At 73.0% G+C, this 23,851-nt stretch carries 18 protein-coding genes; 8 read left to right on the forward strand and 10 right to left on the reverse strand.

Annotation, left to right across the window (positions count from 1 at the left end):
* Positions 1–143: 143 nt before the first annotated feature.
* Positions 144–1,565, reverse strand: coding sequence for an SWF or SNF family helicase (locus ACZ4U4_RS23430; protein WP_467877618.1), 1,422 nt, complete (start codon positions 1,563–1,565; stop codon positions 144–146).
* Entirely contained in the window at positions 1,562–4,726 is a 3,165-nt protein-coding gene (locus ACZ4U4_RS23435) for a DEAD/DEAH box helicase (RefSeq protein ID WP_467877620.1), read from the reverse strand. Before ACZ4U4_RS23435 ends, ACZ4U4_RS23430 begins: the two co-directional genes overlap by 4 nt.
* Before the next feature lie 146 nt (positions 4,727–4,872).
* Between ACZ4U4_RS23435 and ACZ4U4_RS23440 the strand changes: the two genes are divergently transcribed.
* Both ACZ4U4_RS23440 and ACZ4U4_RS23445 read left to right on the forward strand, forming a co-directional pair.
* Positions 4,873–5,055 carry a hypothetical protein gene (locus tag ACZ4U4_RS23440; RefSeq protein ID WP_391642534.1) on the forward strand — a complete coding sequence of 61 codons (183 nt, stop codon included), beginning with the start codon at positions 4,873–4,875 and terminating at the stop codon, positions 5,053–5,055.
* Between the two features lie 452 nt (positions 5,056–5,507).
* Positions 5,508–5,912 (forward strand): VOC family protein, encoded by a 405-nt coding sequence (locus ACZ4U4_RS23445; RefSeq protein ID WP_467877623.1) that lies wholly within the window; start codon positions 5,508–5,510, stop codon positions 5,910–5,912.
* Between the two features lie 573 nt (positions 5,913–6,485).
* Here the strand turns inward: ACZ4U4_RS23445 and ACZ4U4_RS23450 are convergent.
* Positions 6,486–7,268, reverse strand: a complete 783-nt coding sequence (locus ACZ4U4_RS23450) for a hypothetical protein (RefSeq protein WP_467877625.1) — start codon at positions 7,266–7,268, stop codon at positions 6,486–6,488.
* Positions 7,269–7,487: 219 nt separating this feature from the next.
* Between ACZ4U4_RS23450 and ACZ4U4_RS23455 the strand changes: the two genes are divergently transcribed.
* Positions 7,488–8,417: an oxygenase MpaB family protein gene (locus ACZ4U4_RS23455; RefSeq protein ID WP_467877627.1), complete on the forward strand. Its 930-nt coding sequence runs from the start codon at positions 7,488–7,490 to the stop codon at positions 8,415–8,417.
* Positions 8,418–8,420: 3 nt separating this feature from the next.
* Here ACZ4U4_RS23455 and ACZ4U4_RS23460 read toward each other — a convergent pair whose 3' ends face one another.
* Complete coding sequence (locus ACZ4U4_RS23460; protein WP_467877630.1) at positions 8,421–9,032, reverse strand: class I SAM-dependent methyltransferase; 612 nt, start codon at positions 9,030–9,032, stop codon at positions 8,421–8,423.
* A 166-nt stretch (positions 9,033–9,198) separates the two neighbouring features.
* Complete coding sequence (locus ACZ4U4_RS23465; RefSeq protein WP_467877632.1) at positions 9,199–9,627, reverse strand: PPOX class F420-dependent oxidoreductase; 429 nt, start codon at positions 9,625–9,627, stop codon at positions 9,199–9,201.
* A gap of 155 nt (positions 9,628–9,782) precedes the next feature.
* Here ACZ4U4_RS23465 and ACZ4U4_RS23470 point away from each other — a divergent pair, with 155 nt between their 5' ends.
* Together ACZ4U4_RS23470 and ACZ4U4_RS23475 are read left to right on the forward strand one after the other, a co-directional pair.
* Positions 9,783–10,202, forward strand: a complete 420-nt coding sequence (locus tag ACZ4U4_RS23470) for a roadblock/LC7 domain-containing protein (RefSeq protein WP_467877635.1) — start codon at positions 9,783–9,785, stop codon at positions 10,200–10,202.
* A gap of 75 nt (positions 10,203–10,277) precedes the next feature.
* On the forward strand, positions 10,278–11,213 hold the full coding sequence (locus tag ACZ4U4_RS23475) for a DUF6397 family protein (RefSeq protein ID WP_467877638.1): 936 nt from the start codon (positions 10,278–10,280) through the stop codon (positions 11,211–11,213).
* Here the strand turns inward: ACZ4U4_RS23475 and ACZ4U4_RS23480 are convergent.
* Positions 11,150–12,010, reverse strand: coding sequence for an acyl-CoA thioesterase (locus ACZ4U4_RS23480; RefSeq protein ID WP_467877640.1), 861 nt, complete (start codon positions 12,008–12,010; stop codon positions 11,150–11,152). The two genes, ACZ4U4_RS23475 and ACZ4U4_RS23480, sit on opposite strands and share 64 nt — an antisense overlap.
* A 37-nt stretch (positions 12,011–12,047) precedes the next feature.
* Positions 12,048–14,561: a DEAD/DEAH box helicase gene (locus ACZ4U4_RS23485; RefSeq protein ID WP_467877643.1), complete on the reverse strand. Its 2,514-nt coding sequence runs from the start codon at positions 14,559–14,561 to the stop codon at positions 12,048–12,050.
* A 133-nt stretch (positions 14,562–14,694) separates the two neighbouring features.
* Here ACZ4U4_RS23485 and ACZ4U4_RS23490 point away from each other — a divergent pair, with 133 nt between their 5' ends.
* Positions 14,695–15,486, forward strand: coding sequence for a metal-dependent hydrolase (locus tag ACZ4U4_RS23490; protein WP_467877646.1), 792 nt, complete (start codon positions 14,695–14,697; stop codon positions 15,484–15,486).
* 164 nt (positions 15,487–15,650) lie between these two features.
* On the opposite strand, the gene ACZ4U4_RS23495 is transcribed toward ACZ4U4_RS23490, so the two are convergent.
* Together ACZ4U4_RS23495 and ACZ4U4_RS23500 are read right to left on the reverse strand one after the other, a co-directional pair.
* Positions 15,651–17,432, reverse strand: a complete 1,782-nt coding sequence (locus ACZ4U4_RS23495; protein WP_467877649.1) for an ABC transporter ATP-binding protein — start codon at positions 17,430–17,432, stop codon at positions 15,651–15,653.
* Positions 17,429–19,291, reverse strand: a complete 1,863-nt coding sequence (locus ACZ4U4_RS23500) for an ABC transporter transmembrane domain-containing protein (RefSeq protein ID WP_467877651.1) — start codon at positions 19,289–19,291, stop codon at positions 17,429–17,431. Before ACZ4U4_RS23500 ends, ACZ4U4_RS23495 begins: the two co-directional genes overlap by 4 nt.
* A gap of 493 nt (positions 19,292–19,784) precedes the next feature.
* On the opposite strand from ACZ4U4_RS23500, the gene ACZ4U4_RS23505 reads away from it, so the two are divergent.
* On the forward strand, positions 19,785–20,543 hold the full coding sequence (locus tag ACZ4U4_RS23505; protein WP_467877654.1) for a L,D-transpeptidase family protein: 759 nt from the start codon (positions 19,785–19,787) through the stop codon (positions 20,541–20,543).
* A gap of 42 nt (positions 20,544–20,585) precedes the next feature.
* On the opposite strand, the gene ACZ4U4_RS23510 is transcribed toward ACZ4U4_RS23505, so the two are convergent.
* On the reverse strand, positions 20,586–22,055 hold the full coding sequence (locus tag ACZ4U4_RS23510; protein WP_467877657.1) for a Gfo/Idh/MocA family protein: 1,470 nt from the start codon (positions 22,053–22,055) through the stop codon (positions 20,586–20,588).
* 373 nt (positions 22,056–22,428) lie between these two features.
* Here ACZ4U4_RS23510 and ACZ4U4_RS23515 point away from each other — a divergent pair, with 373 nt between their 5' ends.
* Positions 22,429–23,835 (forward strand): alpha-amylase, encoded by a 1,407-nt coding sequence (locus ACZ4U4_RS23515; protein WP_467877660.1) that lies wholly within the window; start codon positions 22,429–22,431, stop codon positions 23,833–23,835.
* Positions 23,836–23,851 lie beyond the last annotated feature (16 nt).

Here is a 23,851-nt window from a genome sequence, read left to right on the forward strand (position 1 = left end):
TGGCGGGCGGCGGTGCGACGGGATCGGTGCGATGGGGATCGCTCCAGCGAAGCACGCCCCGCCGCCCGCCCGCAGGAGGGCGGCGGGGATCGGCCGGGCGGACACCCGGACGCACCCGGGGCGGACCGGCGCGAACGGGGGCGCTATACGGCGGCGTCCGCGCCCGCGCCGTCCCGCGGCTCCGGGGCGTCCGGACCGGATATCGCGGTGGTGAGCGCCGCCGCCGGATCCTGCGCCGCCGGTCCGGCCGGCGCCCAACGGCCCTGCTCCTTGCGGTACGGCCACCAGCGTCCGTCCCGTCCGCGGCGCAGCTGGGCGTCGCCGCCCCGCACCGTCCAACGGGACCGCGACATCCGTAGCTCGGGCTGCGCGGCGTCCGGCCAGGCGGCGGCCAGCTGCGCCCGGGCGCGCACCAGATCGGCCGGATCCGGCACCCGGTCCTCCTCCAGGACGTCGAGCGCCGTCGCGCCGCCCAGCCGCCAGGCGCGCACCGCCAGCGCCATGGCCCGCGCATCGCGCCCCGAACCCGCCGCCAACCGCGCCGCCGCCGCGGGCTCGGGCTCGGCGGCCGCCAGCCGTACGGCGTCCTGCGCGCGGGTGAGCGCGGGCGGCGCCTGACCGGGCCGGGCGGCGAGGGCCCCGGCCAGCAACTCCCGGGCCCGCGCCGCCGCGTCCGCCCGCAGCAGCTCCAACGCCGCGACCTCCACCCCGGGCTCGGGCGGGGTGCCGCCCCCGAGGGGAGCCGGGTCGTCCCAGGCGTCCACGGAAGGCGGCAGCTCGGGCAGCGGCGGCAGCGCTTCCCGTGCCGCATACACCTGCGCCGCGGGGGCGCCGACGACCGTCGGCGGCCGTTCCCCGGAGGCGCCGGCGGCCCGCGCCGCGCTCCTGGCCTGCAACTCGTCCAGCAACTCCCGCTCCCCGCGGCCGCGGACCAGCAACAACAGGAACGGATCCTCGTCCAGCAACCGGGCCAGCTGGTAGCAGAGCGCGGCGGAGTGGGCGCAGTGGTCCCACTCCTCGCAGCTGCACTCCGACTCCAGATCGCCGATGCCCGGCAGGAGTTCGATCCCCACGTCGGACGCGTCCTCGGCGAGCACCGGCGGCATGTCACGGTCCAGCAGTGCGGCGATGTGCCCGGCGCGGTCCGCCATCACATCCAGCAGCCGGTCCCACTCCCGCGGGCCGAGCTGCTGCAGCAGGACATCGGTGCGGTGCCGGGTGTGATCGCGGTCCTGCACCATGGCCGTGATCCGTCCCGGCCGCACCGACACGGCCCCCACCGCACCGGCCCGCGCATGCCGCCGCCCCTGCTTGACCTGCTGCCTGTCGAGCGCGGTGTCCTCCAGCGCCTTCAGCCACGCCCGGCCCCACCAGCTCTGCGCGAACGCCCCGCCGCGCACCGCGGGCAGCGCCGCGAACGTCCGCTCGGGCACCGCCTCGCGTCCACCGGAGGAGGCACCCCCGTACTCCGCCCGCATCTCCTCCACGACCCCCGTCACCCCGTCCCACTCGCCTTCCCGTACGTCCTGTCCGTCGTGCCCCTGAGGGCGCGGCCGTCCCGTCATCCGTGCTCTCCCCGCAGGGTGACCAGCTCCGCCAGCTCGGCGTCGGTCAGCTCCGTCAGCGCCGCGTCGCCCGCGCCGAGCACCGCGTCGGCGAGCTGCTGTTTACGGGCGAGCATCCCGGCGATACGGTCCTCGACCGTGCCCTCCGTGATCATGCGGTGCACCTGGACCGGCTGGGTCTGCCCGATCCGGTACGCACGGTCGGTGGCCTGGGCCTCGACCGCCGGATTCCACCAGCGGTCGAAGTGCACGACATGGGAGGCACGGGTGAGGTTGAGCCCGGTGCCCGCCGCCTTCAGCGACAGCAGGAACACCGGCACCGCCCCCTCCTGGAAGCGCCGCACCATCTCCTCCCGCCGCGCCACCGGCGTCTGACCGTGCAGCAGCTGCACGGGAACGCCGCGCCCCGTCAGATGCCGCTCCAGCAGGCGCGCCATCTGTACGTATTGGGTGAACACCAGCACACTCGCCTCCTCGGCCAGCAGGGTCTCCAGCAGTTCGTCGAGCAGTTCCACCTTTCCCGAACGCCCGGCGATCCGCGGCGAGTTCCCCGCGCCCGCCGAAACCGCAGCACCCGTAGGAGCCCCGGTTTCCTTCACCGGAACGGGTAGCTCCGGCCGTGCGGAGGGGGTCGTCGCGGTGCCCTCCAGCTCCTTGAGGTACTGCGCGGGGTGGTTGCAGATCTGCTTGAGCGAGGTCAGCAGCCGGACCACCAGCCCGCGCCGCGCGAAGCCGTCCGTCCCCGCGATCTCCGCGAGCCCCTCCCGCACCACCGCCTCGTACAGTCCGGCCTGTTCGGCGGTGAGGGCCACCGCGCGGTCGGTCTCCGTCTTCGGCGGCAGTTCGGGGGCGATCCCGGGGTCCGACTTGCGGCGGCGCAGCAGGAACGGCCGTACCAGCCGCGCCAACCGCTCGGCCGCGGCCACCGCCTCTGGAGAGGCGCCGCCGCCCTCGATGACCTGGGCGTAGTGCTTCCGGAACCGTCCCAGCGGCCCCAGCAGCCCCGGTGTCGTCCAGTCGAGGACGGCCCACAGCTCGGAGAGATTGTTCTCCACGGGTGTGCCGGTCAGCGCCACCCGCGCCCCGGAAGGCACCGTCCGCAGCGCCCGCGCGGTCGCCGAGGCGGGGTTCTTCGCATGCTGCGCCTCGTCCGCGACGACCAGCCCCCACCCCGCCTCCGCCAGCCGCGCGGCGTCCAGCCGCAGGGTGCCGTACGTGGTGAGGACGAACTCGTCCGGCGCGAGATCGGCCAGGCTGCGCCGCGCGCCGTGGTAGCGGCGGACCGCGGTCCCCGGGGCGAACTTCTCGATCTCCCGCTGCCAGTTGCCCAGCAGGGAGGTGGGGCACACCACGAGCGTGGGACCGGCGGTCTCCGGGGTGGCCGCACGGTGCAGATGCAGCGCGATCAGCGTGATCGTCTTGCCCAGCCCCATGTCGTCGGCGAGGCAGCAGCCCAGCCCGAGCGAGGTCATCCGGTGCAGCCATTCCAGTCCGCGCAGCTGGTAGTCGCGCAGGGTGGCGGCGAGCGCCGCGGGCTGCGGCACAGGTGCCCGGTCCGGGCGTTCCGGATCGGCGAGCCGGTCCCGCAGCGCGGCCGGCGGGCCCGTCACCTCGACCGCGACCCGGTCGCCGTCGTCGGTCTCGACGCTGCCGGTCAGCGCGGCGCCCAACGCATCGAGGGGCGTGAGGGTACGGTCCGTGCGCCCCCGAGCAGCTCGTAGCGCCTCCGGGTCGACCAGCACCCATCGGTCCCGCCACCGCACCAGCGGCCGTCCCGCCTCGGCGAGCCGGTCCAGCTCCGCCCGGTCGAGGGCCTGTCCGCCCACCGAGAACCGCCAGCTGAACGAGAGCAGCGCATCGGCCGACAGCCACGCCGCCGCGCCACCGGACCGCCCGCCCCACGCCGCGCCGCCGTCCTCCTGGGGGCCGGGGGCGCCAGCCTGGGCGCCCTCCGGCCCGGTGCCGTCCCCGGGGGCGTCCTGTCCGAGCACCGCGTGGCTGGTCACGCCGGTGACCAGCTCCTTCGGCCAGTGCACCTGCACCCCGGCGGCGGCCAGCGACCGCCCCGCCGGGCCCAGCAGGGCGACGACCTCGTCGTCGTCCAGCTCCAGCGTGTCCGGTACCGCCGCCGAGAGCAGCGGTGCGAGCGGCGCCCACGCGGCGGCCGCCCGCCGCAGCGTGACCAGGGTGTCCATCCGGGCCCGCGCACCGAACGCCTCCCCGGTGGCCGGGCCCCCGGCCCACACCTCCGCCGCGTCCGCCACCACGCCAGGGTCCGTCACGCTGTGGACCTGGAGAACGGCCGCGAAGGTGAGGCTCCCCGGGGCGGCGAGAAGCTCGCCCTCCCCGGAGGCCGGGGGCAGCCCGCCGTGCCCGCGGACCTCGAGGCGCAGCGACAGCCGTACGCCCGCATCGTGCCCGGCGGCGATCTCCGCCGCCCAGGCGTGCTGCTCCGGGATGTGCTGCGGGGCGGCCGCCGCGAAGGCCGGGGCGCCGGTGACGAGATCGGCGGCGGGGGAGCGGGGCAGTCCGTCGGCCACCGCGTCGAGGAAGGCCCGCAGATGCCGCTCCGCCTCCGGCAGCAGCACGGTGCCGTCCGGAGCCGAGCCGTCCGGTGCGGGGAGCGGCGCGGCGCGCGCATACGGCGGCATGGCGGCGGCCAGCGCACGCACCCGCTCCCCGTCCGCCGCATCGAACGGCCCCAGCCGCCAGGCGTCGTACCCCTGGGCGCTCAGCCCGGGCAGCAGCCGTCCCCGGGCGACGAGTTGCAGCGCGACCACCGCCGCCGTGCCCCAGAAGGCGACGGCGGGATCCGCACTGCCGCCACCCCGGGCGCGGGTGAGCAGCGGGAGCGCCTCCGCGACGGGCAGCAGGAGGGCCGGTACGTCGCGGAGCACGATGCCGTTGTCGTCCCCGGGGAGCGCGACCGTCAGCTGCTCGATGGTTGCGGGCAGCTGTCCGTCCGGAGCCGGTGCGGGCGCCGTGGCGGTCGGGGCGTTCAAGGAATCCGGGGCGGCGTCCAGGGGCGCACCGTCCGGACGCCAGAAGGCGAGCTGTCCGGCACGCGGTGGGTCCGAGGGCAGGAAGGTGGCCGTGCAGTCGGCGAGGGTGGCTGACAGACCTGGTCGGGAGGTGGAGAGTGACAGCGGGAGGTCGGTCACGTGAAACGGACTCCTCAAGTTTGACTACTGTCCGATGTGGCGCCCGAGGGTACCGGACGCGCAAGCTGTTCATGGAACCTGCGGAGCCTGGACGGCGTTCAAGAAGTGACAGAGCGCGGTACGTGCCGCGGAAGGGGAGTGAATCGATGTCCACACGGGCGAAGGTCGCAGTGGGTGGCGTCGCGGCGGGAGTGATCCTGCTGTGGCTGCTGCCGCTCTGGGCGGCCCTCCTGGTGATGGTCGGGGTGCCGGTCGTCGCCTATCTGACGCTGGACCCCTCCCAGCGCCGCCGCCTGCGGCACGTGAGCCGCAAGCAACTGGGCCGCTGAGACAGCCAGCAACCGGGGCGTTTCCGCCGGCAGCGGGCGAACACCCTCTGCCGACGGGGGCGCCTTCGGCGTTCCTGAAACCGCCGGTGGCCCGGTCCCGTCCGCGCTGCCCGAGGCCGTTCGCGGCGCCTGAGTCCGCTCGGCGACGGGTATCTGAGGTAGCCCGCGCCGTCTGAGATGCCCTCCGCGGCGTCGTCGGACCACACCCATACGCCGCCCGGCTCGGAGCGTCCCTCCGCGCTGTGAGGGCACGCCCCGACGCCGCGCACCATGCCGGCCAGGCGAACGGTACGACTCTGTGTACGCGCCCTACGTCTCCGGACCCGGACCCTTTCCAGGGGGACCGGGACCGCGGCCCGATGCCTGCATGCCCCTCCCGTACCTACGCTCGCGGACACGACCACCGGCAGGCAGTCCGTCCGCCACCGACATCCGCAGCTAAGGGGGCCACCGTGCCGTTCACCGGTGCCAGCCACATCCGTATCGCCCGACCGTCCCGCGATCTCGCCCGGGCCGAACGGTTCTGGGTGCAGGGGCTGGACCTCGCGGTCCTCTACCGGGTGACGGGTGAGCCCGGAGTGCCCGACCTGCTCATGGTCGGGCACCCGGATGCCTCCTGGCACCTCGAACTGGTCCACGACGCCCAGCACCCCGAGGAACCCCGCCCCACGGAAGAGGACCTGCTGGTCATCTACCTGGACGGGCCCGTCCCCGACGAGCTGGTGTCCCGGCTCGTCTCACACGGCGGCACGCGCGTCAGTTCGCCGAACCCCTACTGGAACGAATGGGGCGTCACCATCGAGGACCCCGACGGCTACCGCCTCGTCCTGTCCACCCGCGGCTGGTCCAACTCCTGACGGACTTCCGGACAAGCCGTCCGGCCCGGGCAATGCCCCAGGCCGGACGGCTTCCTCTCGCCTCTCCTCGCCGTGTCACACCGGACCGGACGCCATGCCGGTCAGCCCGTGCTCACCCCTGCCGTACGGCCCGCGCGCCCATGTCAGGGCACCGGTACGCCGGGCGCGGCGCCACCGGCCGGTGGTTGTCCGAAGGGCGCCTACGGACTCCGGTGACCGTGCCGGCCATCCCGCGCGAGCCCGCCCCGGCGCGGCCCGCCGCAGAGGCGCGGCCGTCCCGGAACGCCCTGCCGTAAGACGTACCCGAGCCGCGGCCGCGGCCCTCTCCACGAGCCGTCGGGGCCTCGGGGGCCGGTGCCCCTGCGAACGCTCCGGCGTCCGCCGCGCCACCGCTCCGCCCCGCCGTGCCGAAGGTCCGTGTGCCAACCTGTCCCGCCACCGTCATCCGGATGCGCGCACCACTCATCACCTGCATCAATGCCTCCCCGTGAGCTTTGTCGACCGATGCAGGACAAGTCCATCACGAGGGTCTGACAATCGACGTCGACGCACCCGGCGGCGCCCGGACCACCCTCAGACGGGGCGGGCCGCGAGCGCGTCCAACGACGCCAGCAACGCGGGGAGTTCCGGGCCGCGGCCGACGGGGTGCACCTCGCCCGGCTCCTCGTCCAGCAGCACGAACGCGATGTCGTCGGTGCGGGCCACCATGCTCCACCCGGGGCCGTCCACCCGCAGGGTGCGTGCCTCACCCGCGGCGAACGACGACCGGACCCGCCCCGGTGGCGGAGGCTGCGTCACATAGCCGCGCGCCTCGGCCAGGACCTGCCGGATGCCGGTGTGCGGCTGCGCACCGGGCGCCACGAACGTCACCTCGCCGTCGGTCTGCTCCCGCCACACCGCCCACTGCATCGCGATCTCGTCGGCACCCAGCCGCCGTTGCGCGGGCCCCCACGTGGAGGCGTCCGGCGGGGTCAGCGCAGGACGGCCGCCCTCCTCGGGGGCCGGATCGTGCGGCTCGGGTATCCCGGGCGCGGCCACGGCCAGCGCCAGCGGCCAGCCGGGCAACGCGGCGACGACGCTGTCCTCCCCGGGGGAGAGGTCGTATTCCATACCGCAGTCCCAGGCGGCGACGGCGCACGCCACCAGGGGCACGTCCTCGGTGGCCACCGTCCACCGGGCGCCCCGGCCGTCCTGCCCTAGGACCAGGCCGTACCCCTCGGCATACGGTTCGAGGCCGAGGCCCGCGCACACCTCGGGGTAGTCGTCGCCCAGCACGCTCGGGAACTGCGCGGGTGTCAACAGCACCGCCGTCAGCACGAACAACTGGTCGTCGCCAGCGTCCTCGCTCGTCGCCACGCCAGCCACCCCATCCGGTCTGTCCGACAGTCGTCGGCGCACCTTAAATGGCTCGGTACGGCCTTGTCACCAGAAGCGGGCGCCCTCCACCGCCCGCCGTCCCGGGGGCCGGAACGCGCCACGGCGTCTTCCGGCCACGCTGCCCGGTGTACGGACGGGACGCCGCTCTGGACACCTTTAAGGTCGAAGTCTTCCAATCGAACGGACGGGGCATACCAGGTGCAGCGCTACGACTGGCTGAAGGAAATCCGGCGACTCGACCCGGAACGCGACTACCTGCGGATCTACCGCATCACCGCGACCCACGAATTCCCCTGGGACATGACCCGGGCCCTCGAACTGGCCCTCTACCGCACCTACGCGGTGCCCAGCATCGGCCGTCTGCTGGCCGAGACCGCCGAACTCACCGACCGCACCCAGAAGCGCTACGACGACACCGCGCTCCTCCTGGACGCCGTCGTCGAGCACGGCTTCGACGGCGCCGACGGCCGCACCGCGATCCGCCGCATCAACCAGATGCACCGCAGCTACGACATCAGCAACGACGACATGCGCTACGTCCTGTGCACCTTCGTCGTGGTGCCGAAACGCTGGATCGACCAGTACGGCTGGCGACGGCTGAGCGACCACGAGACCCGCGCCATGGCGACGTATTACGCCACTCTCGGCCGCCACATGGGCATCACCGGCATCCCGCAAACCTACGAGGAGTTCGCGCACTGCCTCGACAGTTACGAAGAGGCCCACTTCGGCTGGGACGAGGGCGCCCGGCGGGTTTCGGACGCCACCTTGGACCTGATGGCGGGCTGGTACGGCCCGCTCGCCCCGGTGGTGCGCGGTGCGAGCATGGCCCTCCTGGACGACTCCCTGATCACCGCCTTCCGGTACAAGCCGCCGCGCCCGGCCGTCCGTACCGCGGTGCGCACCGCCCTGCGACTGCGCGCCCGCGCGGTACGGCTGATGCCACCGCGCCGCACCCCGCACTACGCCCGGCAGAACCCCGAGATCAAGGGCTACCCCAACGGTTTCCGCGTCGCCGACCTGGGCACCTTCCCGGGGCGCCGTGCCGGCACCTGCCCGGTGCCGCACACGGAAGGCCCGGGTCCGTCGACGGCCCCCGGGGCGGCCGGCACGGATGAGGCGCCCTAGCGCTCAGCCCCTGCGCACGGCCAGCGCCAGATAGCGGTTCTCCTCGTCGGTGTACCGCACCAACTCCCAGCCCGCGGCGGCCAGCAGAGGCCGTAGATTCGGTTCCGCCCGCAGATCGTCGGGGGTGAGCGCCCGGCCCTTGCGGGCGGCGAGCGCGGCCCGGCCCACCGGATGGAACAGCGCAAGCCGTCCCCCGGGGCGGACCGCCCTGGCCCATTCGGCGAGGCTGTCCGCGGGGTCCGGCACGTGGGAGATCAGCCCCGCGGCGAAGACGGCGTCGAGCGCCGCGTCGCCGACGGGCAGGCGAGACGCGTCCGCCAGCAGCAGCGACGCCGACGCGTCCCGCCCCGCCCGTACGGCGGCGTCCAGCATCTCCGGGGTGAGATCGGCGCCCAGGACGGTTCCGCGTGCCCCCACCGCCGCCCGGAGCGCGGGCAGCGCCCGGCCCGTGCCGCAGCCCGCGTCCAGGACCCGTTCCCCGGGCCGCAGGTCCAGCGCGGCGACCCCGGCGGCGTAGGCCGGTCCGTCGTCCGGGAAGCGGGCCTCCCAGTGGGCTGCACGCGGACCGAAGAACTCCCGTACTTTCTGCGGGTGTCGGACCTCTCCGTCGGTCATCGGGCTCCTCCGGGACGGGACGGCGGCTGCCCGGGAGGGCGGCGCCGGGGTGGAAGGCGCGGTGGACGGACGGGCCGCCACCGCACCGGTGTCGTGGCCCAGTGTGCCGCGAGCGGGGCTTCCCGGGGCGGCGCGGCCCGTCACCGGACGCCGCGCCGCCCCGGGGTCACGCCGCGAGGTCGGCCATGGCGACCACCTTGTCGACGCGGACCCGGACCACCAGTTCCCCGGGGACACCGTTGCGCGCACCGAACTCCTCGGCCCGCTCCTCGCCCATGTAACGCGCCGCGATACGGGTCGCCCAGTGCCGGACCTCCGCCACGTCCTCGCCGATCTCGGCGGTGCCCTGGACGACGACGAACGAGAACGGCGGCCGCTCGTCGTCCACGCACAGCGCCACCTTGCCGTCCCGCAGCAGATTGCGGCCCTTGACGGTCTCCTTGCCCGTGTTGAACACCAACTCGTCGCCGTCCACGACGAACCAGACCGGAGTCACATGGGGGCGGCCGTCGGCCTGTACGGTCGCCACCTTGCCGGTGCGGGTTCCTCCGGAGAGGAACTTCAGCCACTCTTCTTTCGTCATTTTTCGTGCCATGGGCACATACTCCCCATCCGCAGTGATCGTGCTGCGCAGGGCACGCCGCAGGGCCGCTTGCCGAGACGCCGGAGGTGGGCCACGCTGGCACAGCAGTCATGTACCGGCTGCCGTCCGCGCCACAGGCGGGGACGGAGACACGGGGAGGAAGCAGCATGGCACTGACCAGCGGACTCGACTGGCTGCTGGACGATCTGACGCAGCGTGTGGAGAAGGTGCGGCACGCGCTGGTTCTCTCCAACGACGGCCTGGTCACCGGCGTGAGCCAGGGCCTCGCACGACAGGACGCGGAACACCTGGCCGCGGTCGCCTCGGGCCTGCACAGTCTCGCGAAGGGCTCCGGACATCACTTCCGCGCCGGCCGGGTGCGGCAGACGATGGTCGAATTCGACGACGTGGTCCTCTTCGTGACCGCCGCGGGGGACGGTAGCTGCCTGTGCGTACTGGCGGGCCACAACGCCGACATGGGACAGATCGCCTACGAGATGACGCTGCTCGTCAACCGCGTCGGTGAACATCTCGGCGTCGCGGCCCGCAAACCGCAGAGTTATCCACAGGGGCGAGAGCAGGGTTGACCGGCTGTCACACGCCCCCGCTACAGTCGTGACTGTCAGTGACCAACCGGACTGCGGGGGATTTCCATGACAGTCATGCACGACGGACAGCAGACACTCACGATGAGCCGGGCTGCCCGCGAACTGGAGCTGAGGACGGGGGAGCTGGAGCTGGCGGTCCAGCTCGGCGCGGTGCGCACGGTCCCGGCGGGGACCGCGCCGCGGCCCGGCGCCGCGCACCTCCGACGCCGCGTCCCTGTCGGAGAGATCCACCGGCTGCGGTCCGCGCCGGACTACCCGGAGGTCTTCCGGGAGCGGATCCGCACCGTCGGCACCACGGAAGCCGCCGCCCTCATGGGCATCGGCCCGGGCCGCTTCCTACGCCTGACCAAATCGGGCTGCTTCACCCCGGTCAGGTTCTACGTCAACCGCTACGGCGCCCTCGTCTGGCTCTACCTCGCCTCGGAGGTCGCCGTCTTCGCCGACCGCGCACCCGAGCTGCTGCACTCCAACACCCCGGCGGCGGTGCGGACGATGCTCGACGAGGGCCAGGACTGGCGGGCCCGCCAGTGGCGTGGCCGGCGCGTTGCCCAGCTCATGGGGCAGGCGGCCGACGCCTGGGAAGCGGCCGCCGTCCTCGCCGCGGTGCTGCCCCCGGAGGAATTCGCCTCCGTCGTCCCGGACACGGCGGAACGGGCCGTGCTCCGCGACCTCAAGCCCCACTTCGCCTCCGTGATCACCGCCACCCCGGCCGCTCGCGAGGCATACGAAAGCGTCCTGGTCGCCGAGGCGTTCGACGAGGTGCTGTGGTACCGCGTCAACCTCAACCGAGCCGTCGAGCGGGCCCGCGACGAGGCGCCGCACCGCCCGCGGAGCATCACCAACGGACCATCCTCCGTCCCCCGCCGCCGACGGCCCGTGGCGCCGACGGGGCCGACCAGGCCCGACCGGCGCGGACCGTCCGCCCCTCACACCGGCCGGAAAAGGCCCTCCTGGACGACGGAGACCAGCAGCCTGCCCTCCCGGTCGTAGATCGAGCCGCGGGCCAGGCCCCGGCCGCCCGTCGCGATGGGGGACTCCTGGTCGTACAGGAACCACTCATCGGCGCGGAACGGCCGGTGAAACCACATGGCGTGATCGAGGGAGGCGAGATCGAAGCCGCGTGGTCCCCACAGCGGCTCCACGGGGAGGCGGACCGCGTCCAACAGCGTCATATCGCTGGCGTAGGTCAGTGCGCAGGTGTGCACCAGCGGATCGTCACCGAGCGGCCCGACCGCGCGCATCCATACCGCGCTGCGCGGCTCGGCGCCTTCGAGCTGCTCCGGCGTCCACCGCAGCCGGTCGACATACCGGATGTCGAAGGGCTGCCGCCGGGCCATACGCTCCAGGGCCTCGGGCACCGCGCCCAGATGCGCGCGGGCCTCCTCCGCGATCGTCGGCAGATTCTCCGGCCCGGGCACCTGACGGACCGGCAACTGATGGGTGAAGCCGGACTCCGGCTTGTGAAAGGAGGCGGTCAGATTGAAGATCGTGCGTCCCTGCTGGACGGCGACGACCCGGCGGGTGGTGAAGGAACGCCCGTCACGCACCCGCTCGACCTGGTACACGATCGGCACCCCGGGGCGGCCCGGGCGGAGAAAGTACGCATGGAGGGAGTGGACCGGCCGGTCGTCCGACACGGTCCGCCCCGCCGCCACCAGCGCCTGGCCCGCGACCTGCCCGCCGAAGACCCGCTGGAGGGACTCCTGCGGGCTGCGGCCGCGGAAGATGTTCACCTCGATCTGCTCCAGGTCGAGCAGATCGACGAGCTTCTCCGCCGGATTCGTCATGGCCGGCAGCTCCCCGCCACGGCCCGCCGCATCTCGCTCACAGCTGCCCCACCTCCGTCACACGCACCACCGCGCGCCCCTCCTCGTCGGAGGCGGCCAGATCGACCTCGGCGGAGATGCCCCAGTCGTGATCGCCGTTCGGATCGGCGAAGGTCTGCCGCACCCGCCACAGACCGTGCTCCGCATCCTCCTCGATCTGCAGCAGTTTGGGACCACGCGCGTCCGGGCCGGTGCCCAGCTCCTCGTACTCGTCCCAGTAGGCGTCCATCGCGTCGCCCCAGGCATCGACGTCCCAGCCGGAGTCCGCGTCCAGCTCGCCCAGCTCCTCGACCTTGTCCAGCGCCGCGAGCTCCACCCGCCGGAACATCGCGTTGCGGACCAGCACCCGGAACGCCCGCGCGTTCGCCGTGACAGGCCGGACCTGATCGGCGCGCTCCGCGGCCTCCTCCGCCGTCTCCGTCTCCGGGTTGGCCAGCTGCTCCCACTCGTCCAGCAGGCTGGAGTCGACCTGCCGTACCATCTCGCCCAGCCAGGCGATGATGTCCTCGAAGTCCTCGGACTTGAGATCGTCGGGGACCGTGTGGTCCAGCGCCTTGTACGCGCTCGCCAGGTACCGCAGCACGATGCCCTCGGTACGCGCCAGCTCGTAGAACGACGTGAACTCCGTGAAGGTCATGGCGCGTTCGTACATGTCGCGGATGACCGACTTCGGCGACAGCGGGTGGTCGCCGACCCACGGGTGGCTGTGGCGGTACAGCCCGTAGGCGTTGAAGAGGAGATCCGCCAGCGGCTTGGGGTACTCGACGTCCATGAGCCGCTCCATGCGGTCCTCGTACTCGACGCCGTCGGCCTTCATCTGCGCGATCGCCTCGCCGCGCGCCTTGTTCTGCTGGGCGGCGAGGATCTGCCGCGGATCGTCCAGCGTGGACTCCACGACCGACACCATGTCCAGCGCGTACGACGGCGACTCCGGGTCCAGCAGGTCGAACGCCGCGAGCGCGAACGTCGACAGCGGCTGGTTCAACGCGAAGTCCTGCTGGAGGTCGACGGTCAGCCGCACGATGCGGCCCTCCGCGTCCGGCTCGTCCAGCTGCTCGACGATGCCGCCGTCCAGCAGCGACCGGTAGATCGCGATGGCCCGCCGGATGTGCCGCAGCTGATTGCGACGCGGCTCGTGGTTGTCCTCCAGCAGTCGGCGCATCGCCTCGAACGCGTTGCCCGGCCGGGCGATCACGGACAGCAGCATCGTGTGTGTCACCCGGAAACGCGAGGTCAGCGGCTCGGGATCGGAGGCGATCAGCTTCTCGAAGGTGTTCTCACCCCAGTTGACGAACCCCTCGGGCGCCTTCTTCCGCACCACCTTGCGGCGCTTCTTCGGATCGTCGCCCGCCTTGGCCAGCGCCTTCTCGTTCTCAACGACGTGATCGGGGGCCTGCGCCACGACGAAGCCCGCGGTGTCGAAACCGGCCCGGCCGGCCCGCCCCGCGATCTGGTGGAACTCCCGGGCCCGCAGTGTCCGCACGCGGGTGCCGTCATACTTGGTCAGCGCGGTGAACAGCACCGTACGGATGGGCACGTTGACGCCGACGCCGAGCGTGTCCGTCCCGCAGATCACCTTCAGCAGACCGGCCTGCGCCAGCTTCTCGACGAGCCGCCGGTACTTGGGCAGCATCCCCGCGTGGTGCACGCCGATGCCGTGCCGGACGTAACGGGACAGGTTCCGCCCGAACTTCGTGGTGAACCGGAAGTTCCCGATGAGCTTGGCGATCTCGTCCTTCTCGGCACGTGTGCACATGTTGATGCTCATCAGCGCCTGCGCCCGCTCCACGGCGGCCGCCTGGGTGAAGTGGACGATGTAGACCGGCGACTGGTGGGTCTCCAGCAGCTCGGTCAGCGTCTCCGTCATCGGTGTCGCCCGGTACTCGTACGACAGCGGAACGGGCCGGGTCGCCGACCGCACCACCGACGTCGGCTTGCCGGTGCGCCGCGTCAGATCCTCCTCGAACCGCGACATGTCGCCGAGCGTCGCGGACATCAGGATGAACTGCGCCTGCGGCAGCTCCAGCAGCGGAATCTGCCAGGCCCAGCCGCGGTCCGGCTCCGCGTAGAAGTGGAACTCGTCCATCACGACCTGGCCGATGTCGGCGTCCTTGCCGTCCCGCAGGGCGATGGAGGCGAGCACCTCGGCGGTGCAGCAGATCACGGGGGCGTCCGCGTTGACGGACGCGTCGCCCGTGAGCATGCCGACGTTCTCGGTGCCGAACAGCTTGCACAGATCGAAGAACTTCTCCGACACCAGCGCCTTGATCGGCGCGGTGTAGAAGGTGACCTGGTCGTTGGCGAGCGCGGTGAAGTGGGCGCCGGCCGCCACCAGGCTCTTACCGGAGCCGGTCGGGGTCGACAGGATGAGGTTCGCGCCCGAGACCACTTCGATCAGCGCCTCCTCCTGGGCAGGGTAGAGCGCGATGCCCTGCTGCTCGGCCCAGCTCGAAAAGGCTTCGAAGAGGGCATCGGGGTCGGCGTCGTTCGGCAAATGATCGATGAGGGTCACGCCCCCATACTGCCTGGCCCCGGCCCGTATCCGGGAACCGGCCGCTCATATGGAGATCATCTGGCGTTACGCTGTGTGGCCGACCAGGCGTCACAGAGACCGGACACCGGAATTCAAGGGGTGGGGAACGACCATGATGGGACCGGCGCATTCGCTGTCCGGGGCCGCGGCCTGGCTGGGGGTGGGTGCGGCGGCCGCAGGCGCCGGGTATCCGATGCCCTGGCCCGTGCTCGTCTGCGGCGCCCTGATCTGCGCCGGGGCAGCACTCGCCCCCGACCTGGACCACAAGTCCGCGACCATCTCCCGTTCCTTCGGGCCGCTGTCGCGGATGGTCTGCGACGTGGTCGACAAGCTCTCGCACGCCGTGTACAAGGCGACGAAGATGCGCGGCGACTCGAACCGTTCCGGCGGTCACCGCACGCTCACCCACACCTGGCTCTGGGCCGTTCTCGTCGGCGGTGGCATGTCGCTCCTCGCCGTCGAGGGCGGGCGGTGGGCGGTGCTGGGCATCCTCTTCGTCCACATGGTGCTGGCCATCGAAGGGCTGCTGTGGCGCGCGGCCCGGGTCTCCAGCGACATCCTGGTGTGGCTTCTGGGCGCCACCATGGCGTGGATCCTGGTGGGCATCCTCGACCAGCCGGGCAACGGCGCCGGCTGGCTCTTCACCGACCCGGGCCAGGAGTACCTCTGGCTGGGCCTGCCGATCGTCCTCGGCGCGCTGGTGCACGACATCGGCGACGCCCTGACGGTGTCGGGCTGCCCGGTCCTGTGGCCCATACCGATAGGCCGCAAGCGCTGGTTCCCGGTCGGTCCGCCGCAGGCCATGCGGTTCCGCGCCGGAAGCTGGATCGAGCTGAAGATCCTCATGCCCGCGTTCATGCTCCTCGGCGGCATCGGCGCCCTCGGCGCGCTCGGCTACGTCTGACCCACGGCCCGGCCCCGGCGGCGCGGCTCGCCGCGGCGCCGCCCCGGCCGGCCCCTGCCGCCGCCACCGGACGAGGCGCTGCGGCGCCCGGGCCGACACCCGCCGCGCAGAGGCCCGGCCGCTCCGTACGGGTGCGCCGCCGCGCGGCCGGGCGCGCCCGCACCTCAGCCGTGCCAGGAGCGCCACAGCGCCGCGTACGCACCGTCGGCGGCGACCAGCTCCTGATGGCTGCCCAGTTCGCTGATCCGGCCGGCCTCGACCACCGCGATCAGATCCGCGTCGTGCGCGGTGTGCAGCCGGTGGGCGATGGCCACGACCGTACGGCCGTCCAGGACCTGCCCGAGCGACCGCTCCAGACTGCGGGCCGCCCGCGGGTCGAGCAGCGAGGTCGCCTCGTCGAGGACGAGCGTGTGCGGATCGGCCAGCACCAGCCGGGCCAGCGCTATCTGCTGCGCCTGCGCCGGGGTCAGCGCATGGCCGCCGGAGCCGACCTCGGTGTCCAGACCGTCCGGCAACGCCCGCGCCCAGCCCTCGGCGTCGACCGCGGTCAGCGACGCCCACAGCGTGTCCTCCGCAGCGTCGGCGCGGGCCAGCCGCAGATTGTCGCGGAGCGAGCCCACGAAGACGTGGTGCTCCTGATTGACCAGTGCCACATGCGAGCGGACCCGCTCCGCGGGCATGGCGGACAGCTCCGCGCCGCCCAGCGTCACCGAGCCGGTCCGGGGCCCGTAGATCCCCGCCAGCAGCCGGCCGAGCGTCGATTTCCCGGCCCCCGACGGACCCACCAGCGCAATCCTGCTGCCGGGCCGCACTTGCAGCGACACCTCGTGCAACACGTCCACGCCCGGGCGGTAACCGAAGCGCACCTCGTCGGCGTGGACGTCCCGGCCGTCCGGGGTGAGCGCCGCATCGGTGGCGTCCGGTTCGATCTCCCGTACGCCGACGAGCCGGGCGATGGAGACCTGGGCCACCTGCAACTCGTCGTACCAGCGGAGCACCATGTCGACCGGCTCGGTCATCATCTGCGCCAGCAGCGCACCGGTCGTCAGCTGCCCGGGGGTGATCCAGCCCCGCAGGACGAAGACACCACCGAGGATCAGGACCGTGCCGTGGAGCAGCACATACGTCACGTTGATCACCGGGAAGAACACCGACCGCAGAGAGAGTGTGTACCGCTCCCAGCGGGTCCACTCGTGCACCCGCCGCTCGGAGAAGGCCACCCGCCGCCGGCCCAGGCGGTGCGCCTCGATCGTGCGGCCGGCGTCGACGGTCTCGGTGAGGGCGGCGGCCACCGCGGCGTACCCGGCGGCCTCGGAGCGGTAGGCGCGTGGGGCGCGGGCGTAGTACCAGCGGCAGCCGATGATCAGCAGCGGGAGCGCGACGACGACGGACACGGCGAGCGGCGGCGCGGTGACCACCAGCCCACCCAGCAGCAGGACGATCCAGACCACCCCGATGGCCAGCTGCGGCACGGCCTCCCGCATGGCCTCGGAGAGCCGGTCGATGTCCGTGGTGATCCGGGACAGCAGATCGCCGGTGCCCGCCTTCTCCAGGACTCCCGGCGGCAGCGCCACCGACCGGACGAGGAAGTCCTCCCGCAGATCCGCCAGCATCTCCTCACCGAGCACCGCCCCGCGCAGCCGGACGATGCGGACGAAGACCGTCTGCACCAGCAGCGCGGCGAGGAAGAGCGCGACGGTGGTGCCCAGCGGGAGGGACATGGCGCCGGAGGAGAGGTCCTCGACGAGCCCGCCGAGGAGATAGGGGCCGGCCATCGATGCGACGACCGCCGTGGTGTTCACGCCGATGAGCAGCGCGAACGCCGTGCGGTGGCGCCGCAGCAGCCCGGCCACGTAGGACCGCACCGTCGCCGGGGAGCCGACCGGCAGGGTGGTGGCGGTCTGCGGGGCGTCCGGATCGTGCTCCGGTGGGGCCAGGCCGATCATGCGGTCTCCTCGATCGGTGCGGTACGGGTGGCGGCGCCCGCGGGCTGCGGGCGGTCGTCGCCGGGCAGGTCGGGCGGCGCGGTGTCGCGGGTGACGACGGCGCGGTACGCGGGGCAGGTGCGGAGCAGTTCGCGGTGCGGGGCGGCGGCCACCAGGACGTCGCCACGGAGGAAGACCACCTCGTCCGCCCGGTCGAGCAGCAGCGGGCTGGCGGTGAGGACGACGGTGGTGCGGCCGGTGCGCAGCGCCCGCAGCCTGTCGGCGATCCGCGCCTCGGTGTGCGCGTCGACGGCGCTGGTCGGCTCGTCGAGGACGAGGACCTCGGGGTCGGTCACCAGCGAACGGGCGAGGGCCAGACGCTGGCGCTGGCCGCCGGAGAGGGAGCGGCCGCGCTCGGTGATCCGGGCCGTACCCGGGTCGCCGGACGGGTCGGCCGACGCCTGGGCCAACGCGGCCAGCACATCGCCGCATTGCGCCGCGTCGAGTGCGTCGGCGGTCTCGACGCGGCCCGAGGCGGGGACGTCGAGGAGTTCGCCGAGGGTGCCGGAGAGAAGCGTCGGGTCCTTGTCCTGGACGAGGACGGTGGCGCGTGCCGTCTCGCGCGGGACGGCGTCGAGCGGGATGCCGCCGAGAAGGACGGACGGCGGGGCCTCGGCCGGGGGAGCGGCATCGGGCACCTCGGCCGCGGAGGGCGGGGATTCGGCGTCCGGTGCGTGGCCGCCGAGGCGGTCGGCGAGCCGTCCGGCGGCGTCCGGATCGCCGCAGACCACGGCGGTCAACCGGCCCGCGGCGGCGGTCAGTCCGGTCACCGGGTCGTGCAGATCACCGGTGAGCGGGCCGTCCGGGGTGACGCCGCCGCCGGTGGGGCGGGTCAGCGCCAGCACCCGGGCGGCGCGGTCGGCGGAGGGGAGGGCGAAGGCGTACGCCATGGCCGTCTCCTCGAAGTGGCGCAGCGGGAAGAGGAGGAAGGTGACGGCGCTGTAGACGGTGACCAGCTCGCCGATCGCGATCCGGCCCTGGAGGGCGAGATGGACGCCGTACCAGACCACCGCGACGAGCAGCAGACCCGGGAGGGCGACCTGGACGGCGGAGATCAGCGACCACATGCGGGCGCTGCGGATCGCGGCCCGGCGCTGTTCCTGGGAGGCGGTGCGGTAGCGGTCGAGGAAGAGGTCCTCGCCGCCGATGCCGCGCAGGACGCGCAGTCCGGCGACGGTGTCGGAGGCGAGTTCGGTGGCGTGTCCGGCCTTCTCCCGCTGGGCGTCGGCGCGGCGGGTCGCGTGCGGCAGCAGCGGCAGCACCGCCAGCGCAAGGACGGGGGCGCCGATGGCGACGACGGTGCCGAGGGCCGGTTGGTAGAGCACCAGGGCGACGCAGACGCCGACCGAGGTGACGGCCGCGGCGCCGAACCGGGAGACGCCCTCGACGAGCCAGCCGATCTTCTCCAGGTCGCCGGTGCCGACGGTGGTGATCTCGCCGGAGGCGACCCGGCGGGTGAGGGCGGAGCCCATGTCGGTGGCCTTGCGGGCGAGGAGCTGCTGCATCCGGGCGACCGCGGTGATCCAGTTGGTCACCGCCGCCCGGTGCAGCATCGTGTCGCCGAGCGCGACGAGCGCGCCCAGGACGGCCAGCAGCCCGCCGGCGAGGGCGAGTCGGGAGCCGGACCGGTCGACGACCGCCTGGACGGCGAGGCCGACGGGTACGGGGAACGTGGCCTGCGCACCGGTGTGCACCAGCCCCCAGAAGAGGGCCTTGAGCTGGCCGCCCAGCTGGTTGCGGTAGAGCCAGCGGAGGAGGGCGCCGCCGCTGCGGGCGTCGGGTTCGCCGGGGTCGGCATAGGGAAGGTCGCGAATCTGCATGGTGTCCAGAGACGTTGAGGTGGGGCGCCGGGTAGGGCGCACGGGGGTGGCGGGCCGGATGCGGCCCTGGAAGCGGGCGGGGCGGATCGGACGGGGAGCGGTGCACGCGCTTCGTGCGGACGGTGTCGGAGGCGGATCCGGGCCTGGTGGAGAGGGCGCGGTCGGTGGGCGCGAGGTGGTCGGCGGTGGAGGCGGGTGAGGTCCGGGGCGGTGCTGGCGCCCGTGGTGCCGGTGCCCGCGCCCGACGCCGGTGGGGCGCCGGGCCGTCACCGTGCGGGTGCGCGCACCGGATGCCGCGACCTCGCCGGGCAGGGCGGATGACGCGGCGTCGCGGACACGTTCAGGCAGGCTGGCGCGGTGGCCGGTCGAATTCAAACGGTTTTTCCGCGGTGCGGGTCGTCCCGGACAGCTCCGGGCCGGCCGACGGACCGTGACCGGCGGGCGCCCGGACCGCGGCTGAGGCGTTGTCGGTGGCGGATGGCAGCATGGGGACATGCGACATGCGGGTGGTGTGATGCGGGCCGTGGCGTCGGCCGCGGCGGGGCTGGTGCTGCTGGCGGGCTGCGGCTCCACCGGTCGGAGCGGCGGGCAGGACGACGACCGCGCCGGTGCCCGGGCCCACGGCGGGCACGGCGCGGACGGCGGGAGCGATGCCGCCCGCGCCGCACCGCTCACCCGCGTCCCCGGCATCGGCCCGGCGCTGCGCGCCCGTATCCCCGCCGCCTCGCGCCAGGTCGTCGCCGTCTACGGCCGTGGCGCCGACTCCCCGGACGCCACGCTCGTCCTGTACGACAAGGACGCCAAGGGCTGGGAGAAGAAGGGGAGTTGGGCGGCGCACAACGGGCGGCACGGCTGGACGACGGACCACCGCGAGGGCGACAGACGCAGCCCTGTCGGGGTGTTCACGCTGACCGACGCGGGCGGGGTGCTCGCCGACCCCGGCGCCAGGCTGCCGTACGCCCACACCGCCGCGTTCACCCCGCCCGCGTACTGGTCGAAGAACACCCGGCACGACTTCGACTACGTCGTCGCCGTGAACTACAACCGCGTCCCGGGCCGGTCGCCGCTGGACCCGGAGCGGCCCGAGGGGCAGGCCAAGGGCGGCGGGATATGGCTCCATCTCGACCACGGCAGCGGCACCTCGGGGTGCGTCAGCATCGCCAAGGAGGGCATGGCCGGTCTGCTCCGTGCCCTCGATCCGGCCCGCCACCCGGTCGTGGTGATGGGGGACCGGGCCCACCTGGAAGGGTGACGCCCGGGCCCGGGCGCAGCGGCCCGGGCCCGTCGTCGGCCGTCACTCCGCAGGCTTCTCCGAGTCCATCCCCGGCCGGGCCTTCTTCCAGTGGCCGCGGGTGAAGTCGGGGATCTCCTGCGGTGCGCCGCCCGCCTTGATGGAGGCGTCGCTCAGCGGCACGGGCGCGGTCCAGGTGGCCGCGTCGTACACGTCGAAGTCGGGTACGAGACCGAGCCGCATGCACTGCATCATGCGGAAGACAAGCATGTAGTCCATGCCGCCGTGGCCGCCCGGCGGGTTGGCGTGCTCCTTCCACAGCCAGTGGTCCCACTCCGCGTACTTCCCGAAGTCGCCCCACTCGTCGTTGCTGTGGTCGGGCTCGATGTAGATGCGCTCCGGGTAGTCCTCGAAGACGCCCTTGGTGCCGCCGAGGCTGTTGATCCGGCTGTAGGGGTGCGGCGTCGAGACATCGTGTTCGAGGCGGATGACGCGGCCCTTGGCGGTCTGCACGAGGCTGATCGTCCGGTCGCTCTCGATGTACGACTCCTTCCAGCTCGGGTCGCCGGGCGGCATGTGTTCCTTGCGGTAGGCGGCGAGGCCCAGTGCGGGGGTGCCGAAGCTGGCGATGCGGACCGCGCGGTCGCCGCGGTTGACGTCCATGTAGTTGGCGACGGGGCCGAAGCCGTGGTTGGGGTAGAGGTCGCCGCGGAGCCGGGTGTGCCACAGGCGGCGCCAGGGTCCCTCGTAGTACTCCGGGTCGAACATCAGGCCGCGCAGATCGTGGTTGTAGGCGCCGGCGCCGTGCAGCAGATCGCCGAAGAGCCCGGCGTGCGCCATGCGCAGCACCCGCATCTCGTTCCTGCCGTAACAGCAGTTCTCCATCTGGAAGCAGTGTCTGCGGGTGCGCTCGGAGAGGTCGACCAGTTCCCACAGCTGGTCGAGGCGGAGGGCGAGCGGGCACTCCACGCCGACGTGTTTGCCGTGGCGCAGCGCGGTCGCGGCCATGTCGAAGTGGCGGTCCCAGGGGGTGGCCGCGTAGACGAAGTCGATGTCGCCGCGGGCGCAGAGGTGGACGAAGTCCTCCTCGCCGTTGGCGTAGACGGCGGGTGCGGGCTGCCCGGCGTCGGTCACCTTCTTCGCGGCCTGGGCGGTCTTCTCCTTCACCGGGTCGCAGACCGCGACGACGCGGACGCCGGGGACCGCCAGAAAGAGGTCGATCATGCTGCCGCCGCGGTTGCCCAGACCGATGATGCCGACGCGTACGGTGCTGCGCGGCTCGAACGGCACCCCGATCATGGTCTTTCCCCGGGGCGCAGGAGCCGCCGCCTCGGCCGCCGCGGCGGTACCGCGCGTGGGGGAGGCGGCCGCGGCCTGGCCCGCCGTGAGTCCGCCGAGGCCGAGACCGGCGCCCGCCGCGCCCGCGGTCCACAGGACCGAACGGCGGCTGGGGCCGGGCTCGTCGGCGGGGGAGGCCGCGGCCGGGTGGCCGTCGGACGGGGATGCCTGGTTCTGCGAATGGGCCTCGTTCATCGGTCCTCCAGGAGAGCGGATGGCGGGTGCCTACGTGAACCTCGCCCAGGACCCTGGCGGTTGGGCGGCCGACGGCACAAGAGGGCCGGTTGGACGGAGCGTTCGGGCACTTGGACTTCTCGTCGGCCGCCCCGGAACGGCGCCACGGAGCCCGGCCCGGAGCGGGGAGAGGGCGCCCGGCGGTGCGCCTCATGCGTCCCGTACGACCCGCAATCTCTTGCGTAAATAACTGAAAAACCTTACGACGAGCCTTGACGTGTCCACGGAAGAGCGGCAGGCTCCGACGCGGAATCCCCCCCCATGGCGGCCTGGCGCGTGGCTGCTTGTTCCCGGGCGCGGCACGTCCGCGCCCGTTCGTCGAAGGAGCCGCAAGATGCAGCAACGTTCCCGAGTGCTGGGCGGGACGCTGGCCGGTGTGCTGGCCGCCGCCGGTCTCGCCGCGGTCATGCCCTGGCCGTCCCAGGCCACCCCGGGCGGAGGGCGCGCGGCCGCTGCCCCGGCCGGGGAGAAGACGGTCACCGCCACCCTCTTCGAGCGCCCGTTCACGGAGGTCGCCAAGGCGTGCACCGACCAACTCGGCCCGGCGGGCTACGGCTACGTCGAGGTGTCACCCGCCTCCGAACACATCCAGGGCGACCAGTGGTGGACCTCCTACCAGCCCGTCAGCTACAAGATCGCCGGGCGGCTCGGTGACCGCGACGCCTTCGCCGCGATGACCAAGGCGTGCCACGCCGCCGGGGTCAAGGTCATCACGGACGCCGTCATCAACCACATGTCCGCGGGCTCCGGCACCGGAACCGGCGGTTCGCAGTACACCAAGTACGACTACCCCGGCACCTACCAGGACCAGGACTTCCACGGCTGCCGCAAGGACATCTCCGACTACGGCAACCGCGACGACGTCCAGAACTGTGAACTGGTGGGCCTCGCCGACCTCGACACCGGCAGCGACGCGGTCCGCGGCAAGATCGCCGGCTACCTCGACGACCTGCGCACCCTCGGCGCCGACGGCTTCCGGATCGACGCCGCCAAGCACATGGCCGCCGACGACATCGCCGCCATCAAGGGCAAGATGAGCCAGGACCCCGGCTACTGGGTCAGCGAGGTCATCGGCGGTGACGGCGAGGCCGTCAAGCCGGAGGAGTACACCGGTATCGGGGACGTCGACGAGTTCCGCTACGGCACCCACCTCAAGAGCGCTTTCCAGGCCGGCACCATCGCGCAGCTGAAGTCCGTCGGCGACGGCAAGCTCCCCGGCGACAAGGCCCGTACCTTCGTCGACAACTGGGACACCGAACGCAACGGCTCCACGCTCACCTACAAGGACGGCGACCGCTACACCCTCGCCAACGTCTTCCTGCTCGCCTCGCCCTACGGCTCGCCCAACGTCTACTCCGGCTACACCTGGGACGACAAGGACGCGGGCCCGCCCTCCGGCGGCGACGGCTGGACGAACGAGCACGCCGCGACCGCCGTCACCGGGATGGTCGGCTTCCACAACAAGGTCGGCTCGGCCGACCTCGCCAACTGGTGGGACAACGGCGGCGACGCGCTCTCCTTCAGCCGCGGCGACTCCGGCTTCGTGGCCATCAACGACGGCGACGGCGATGTCTCCCGCACCTTCACCACCGGCCTGTCGGCGGGCACGTACTGCAACGTGGTCGAGGCGGCGCCCGGTGACTGCGCGGGCAACACCGTCACCGTCGGCGACGACGGCACCGCGCAGCTGACGGTTCCGGCACGGAGTGCGGTGGCGCTGCACATCGGCGCCGAGGAGTGACCTGCGCGGGGTGCGC

This window comes from Streptomyces sp. NPDC029159 (assembly GCF_055564055.1).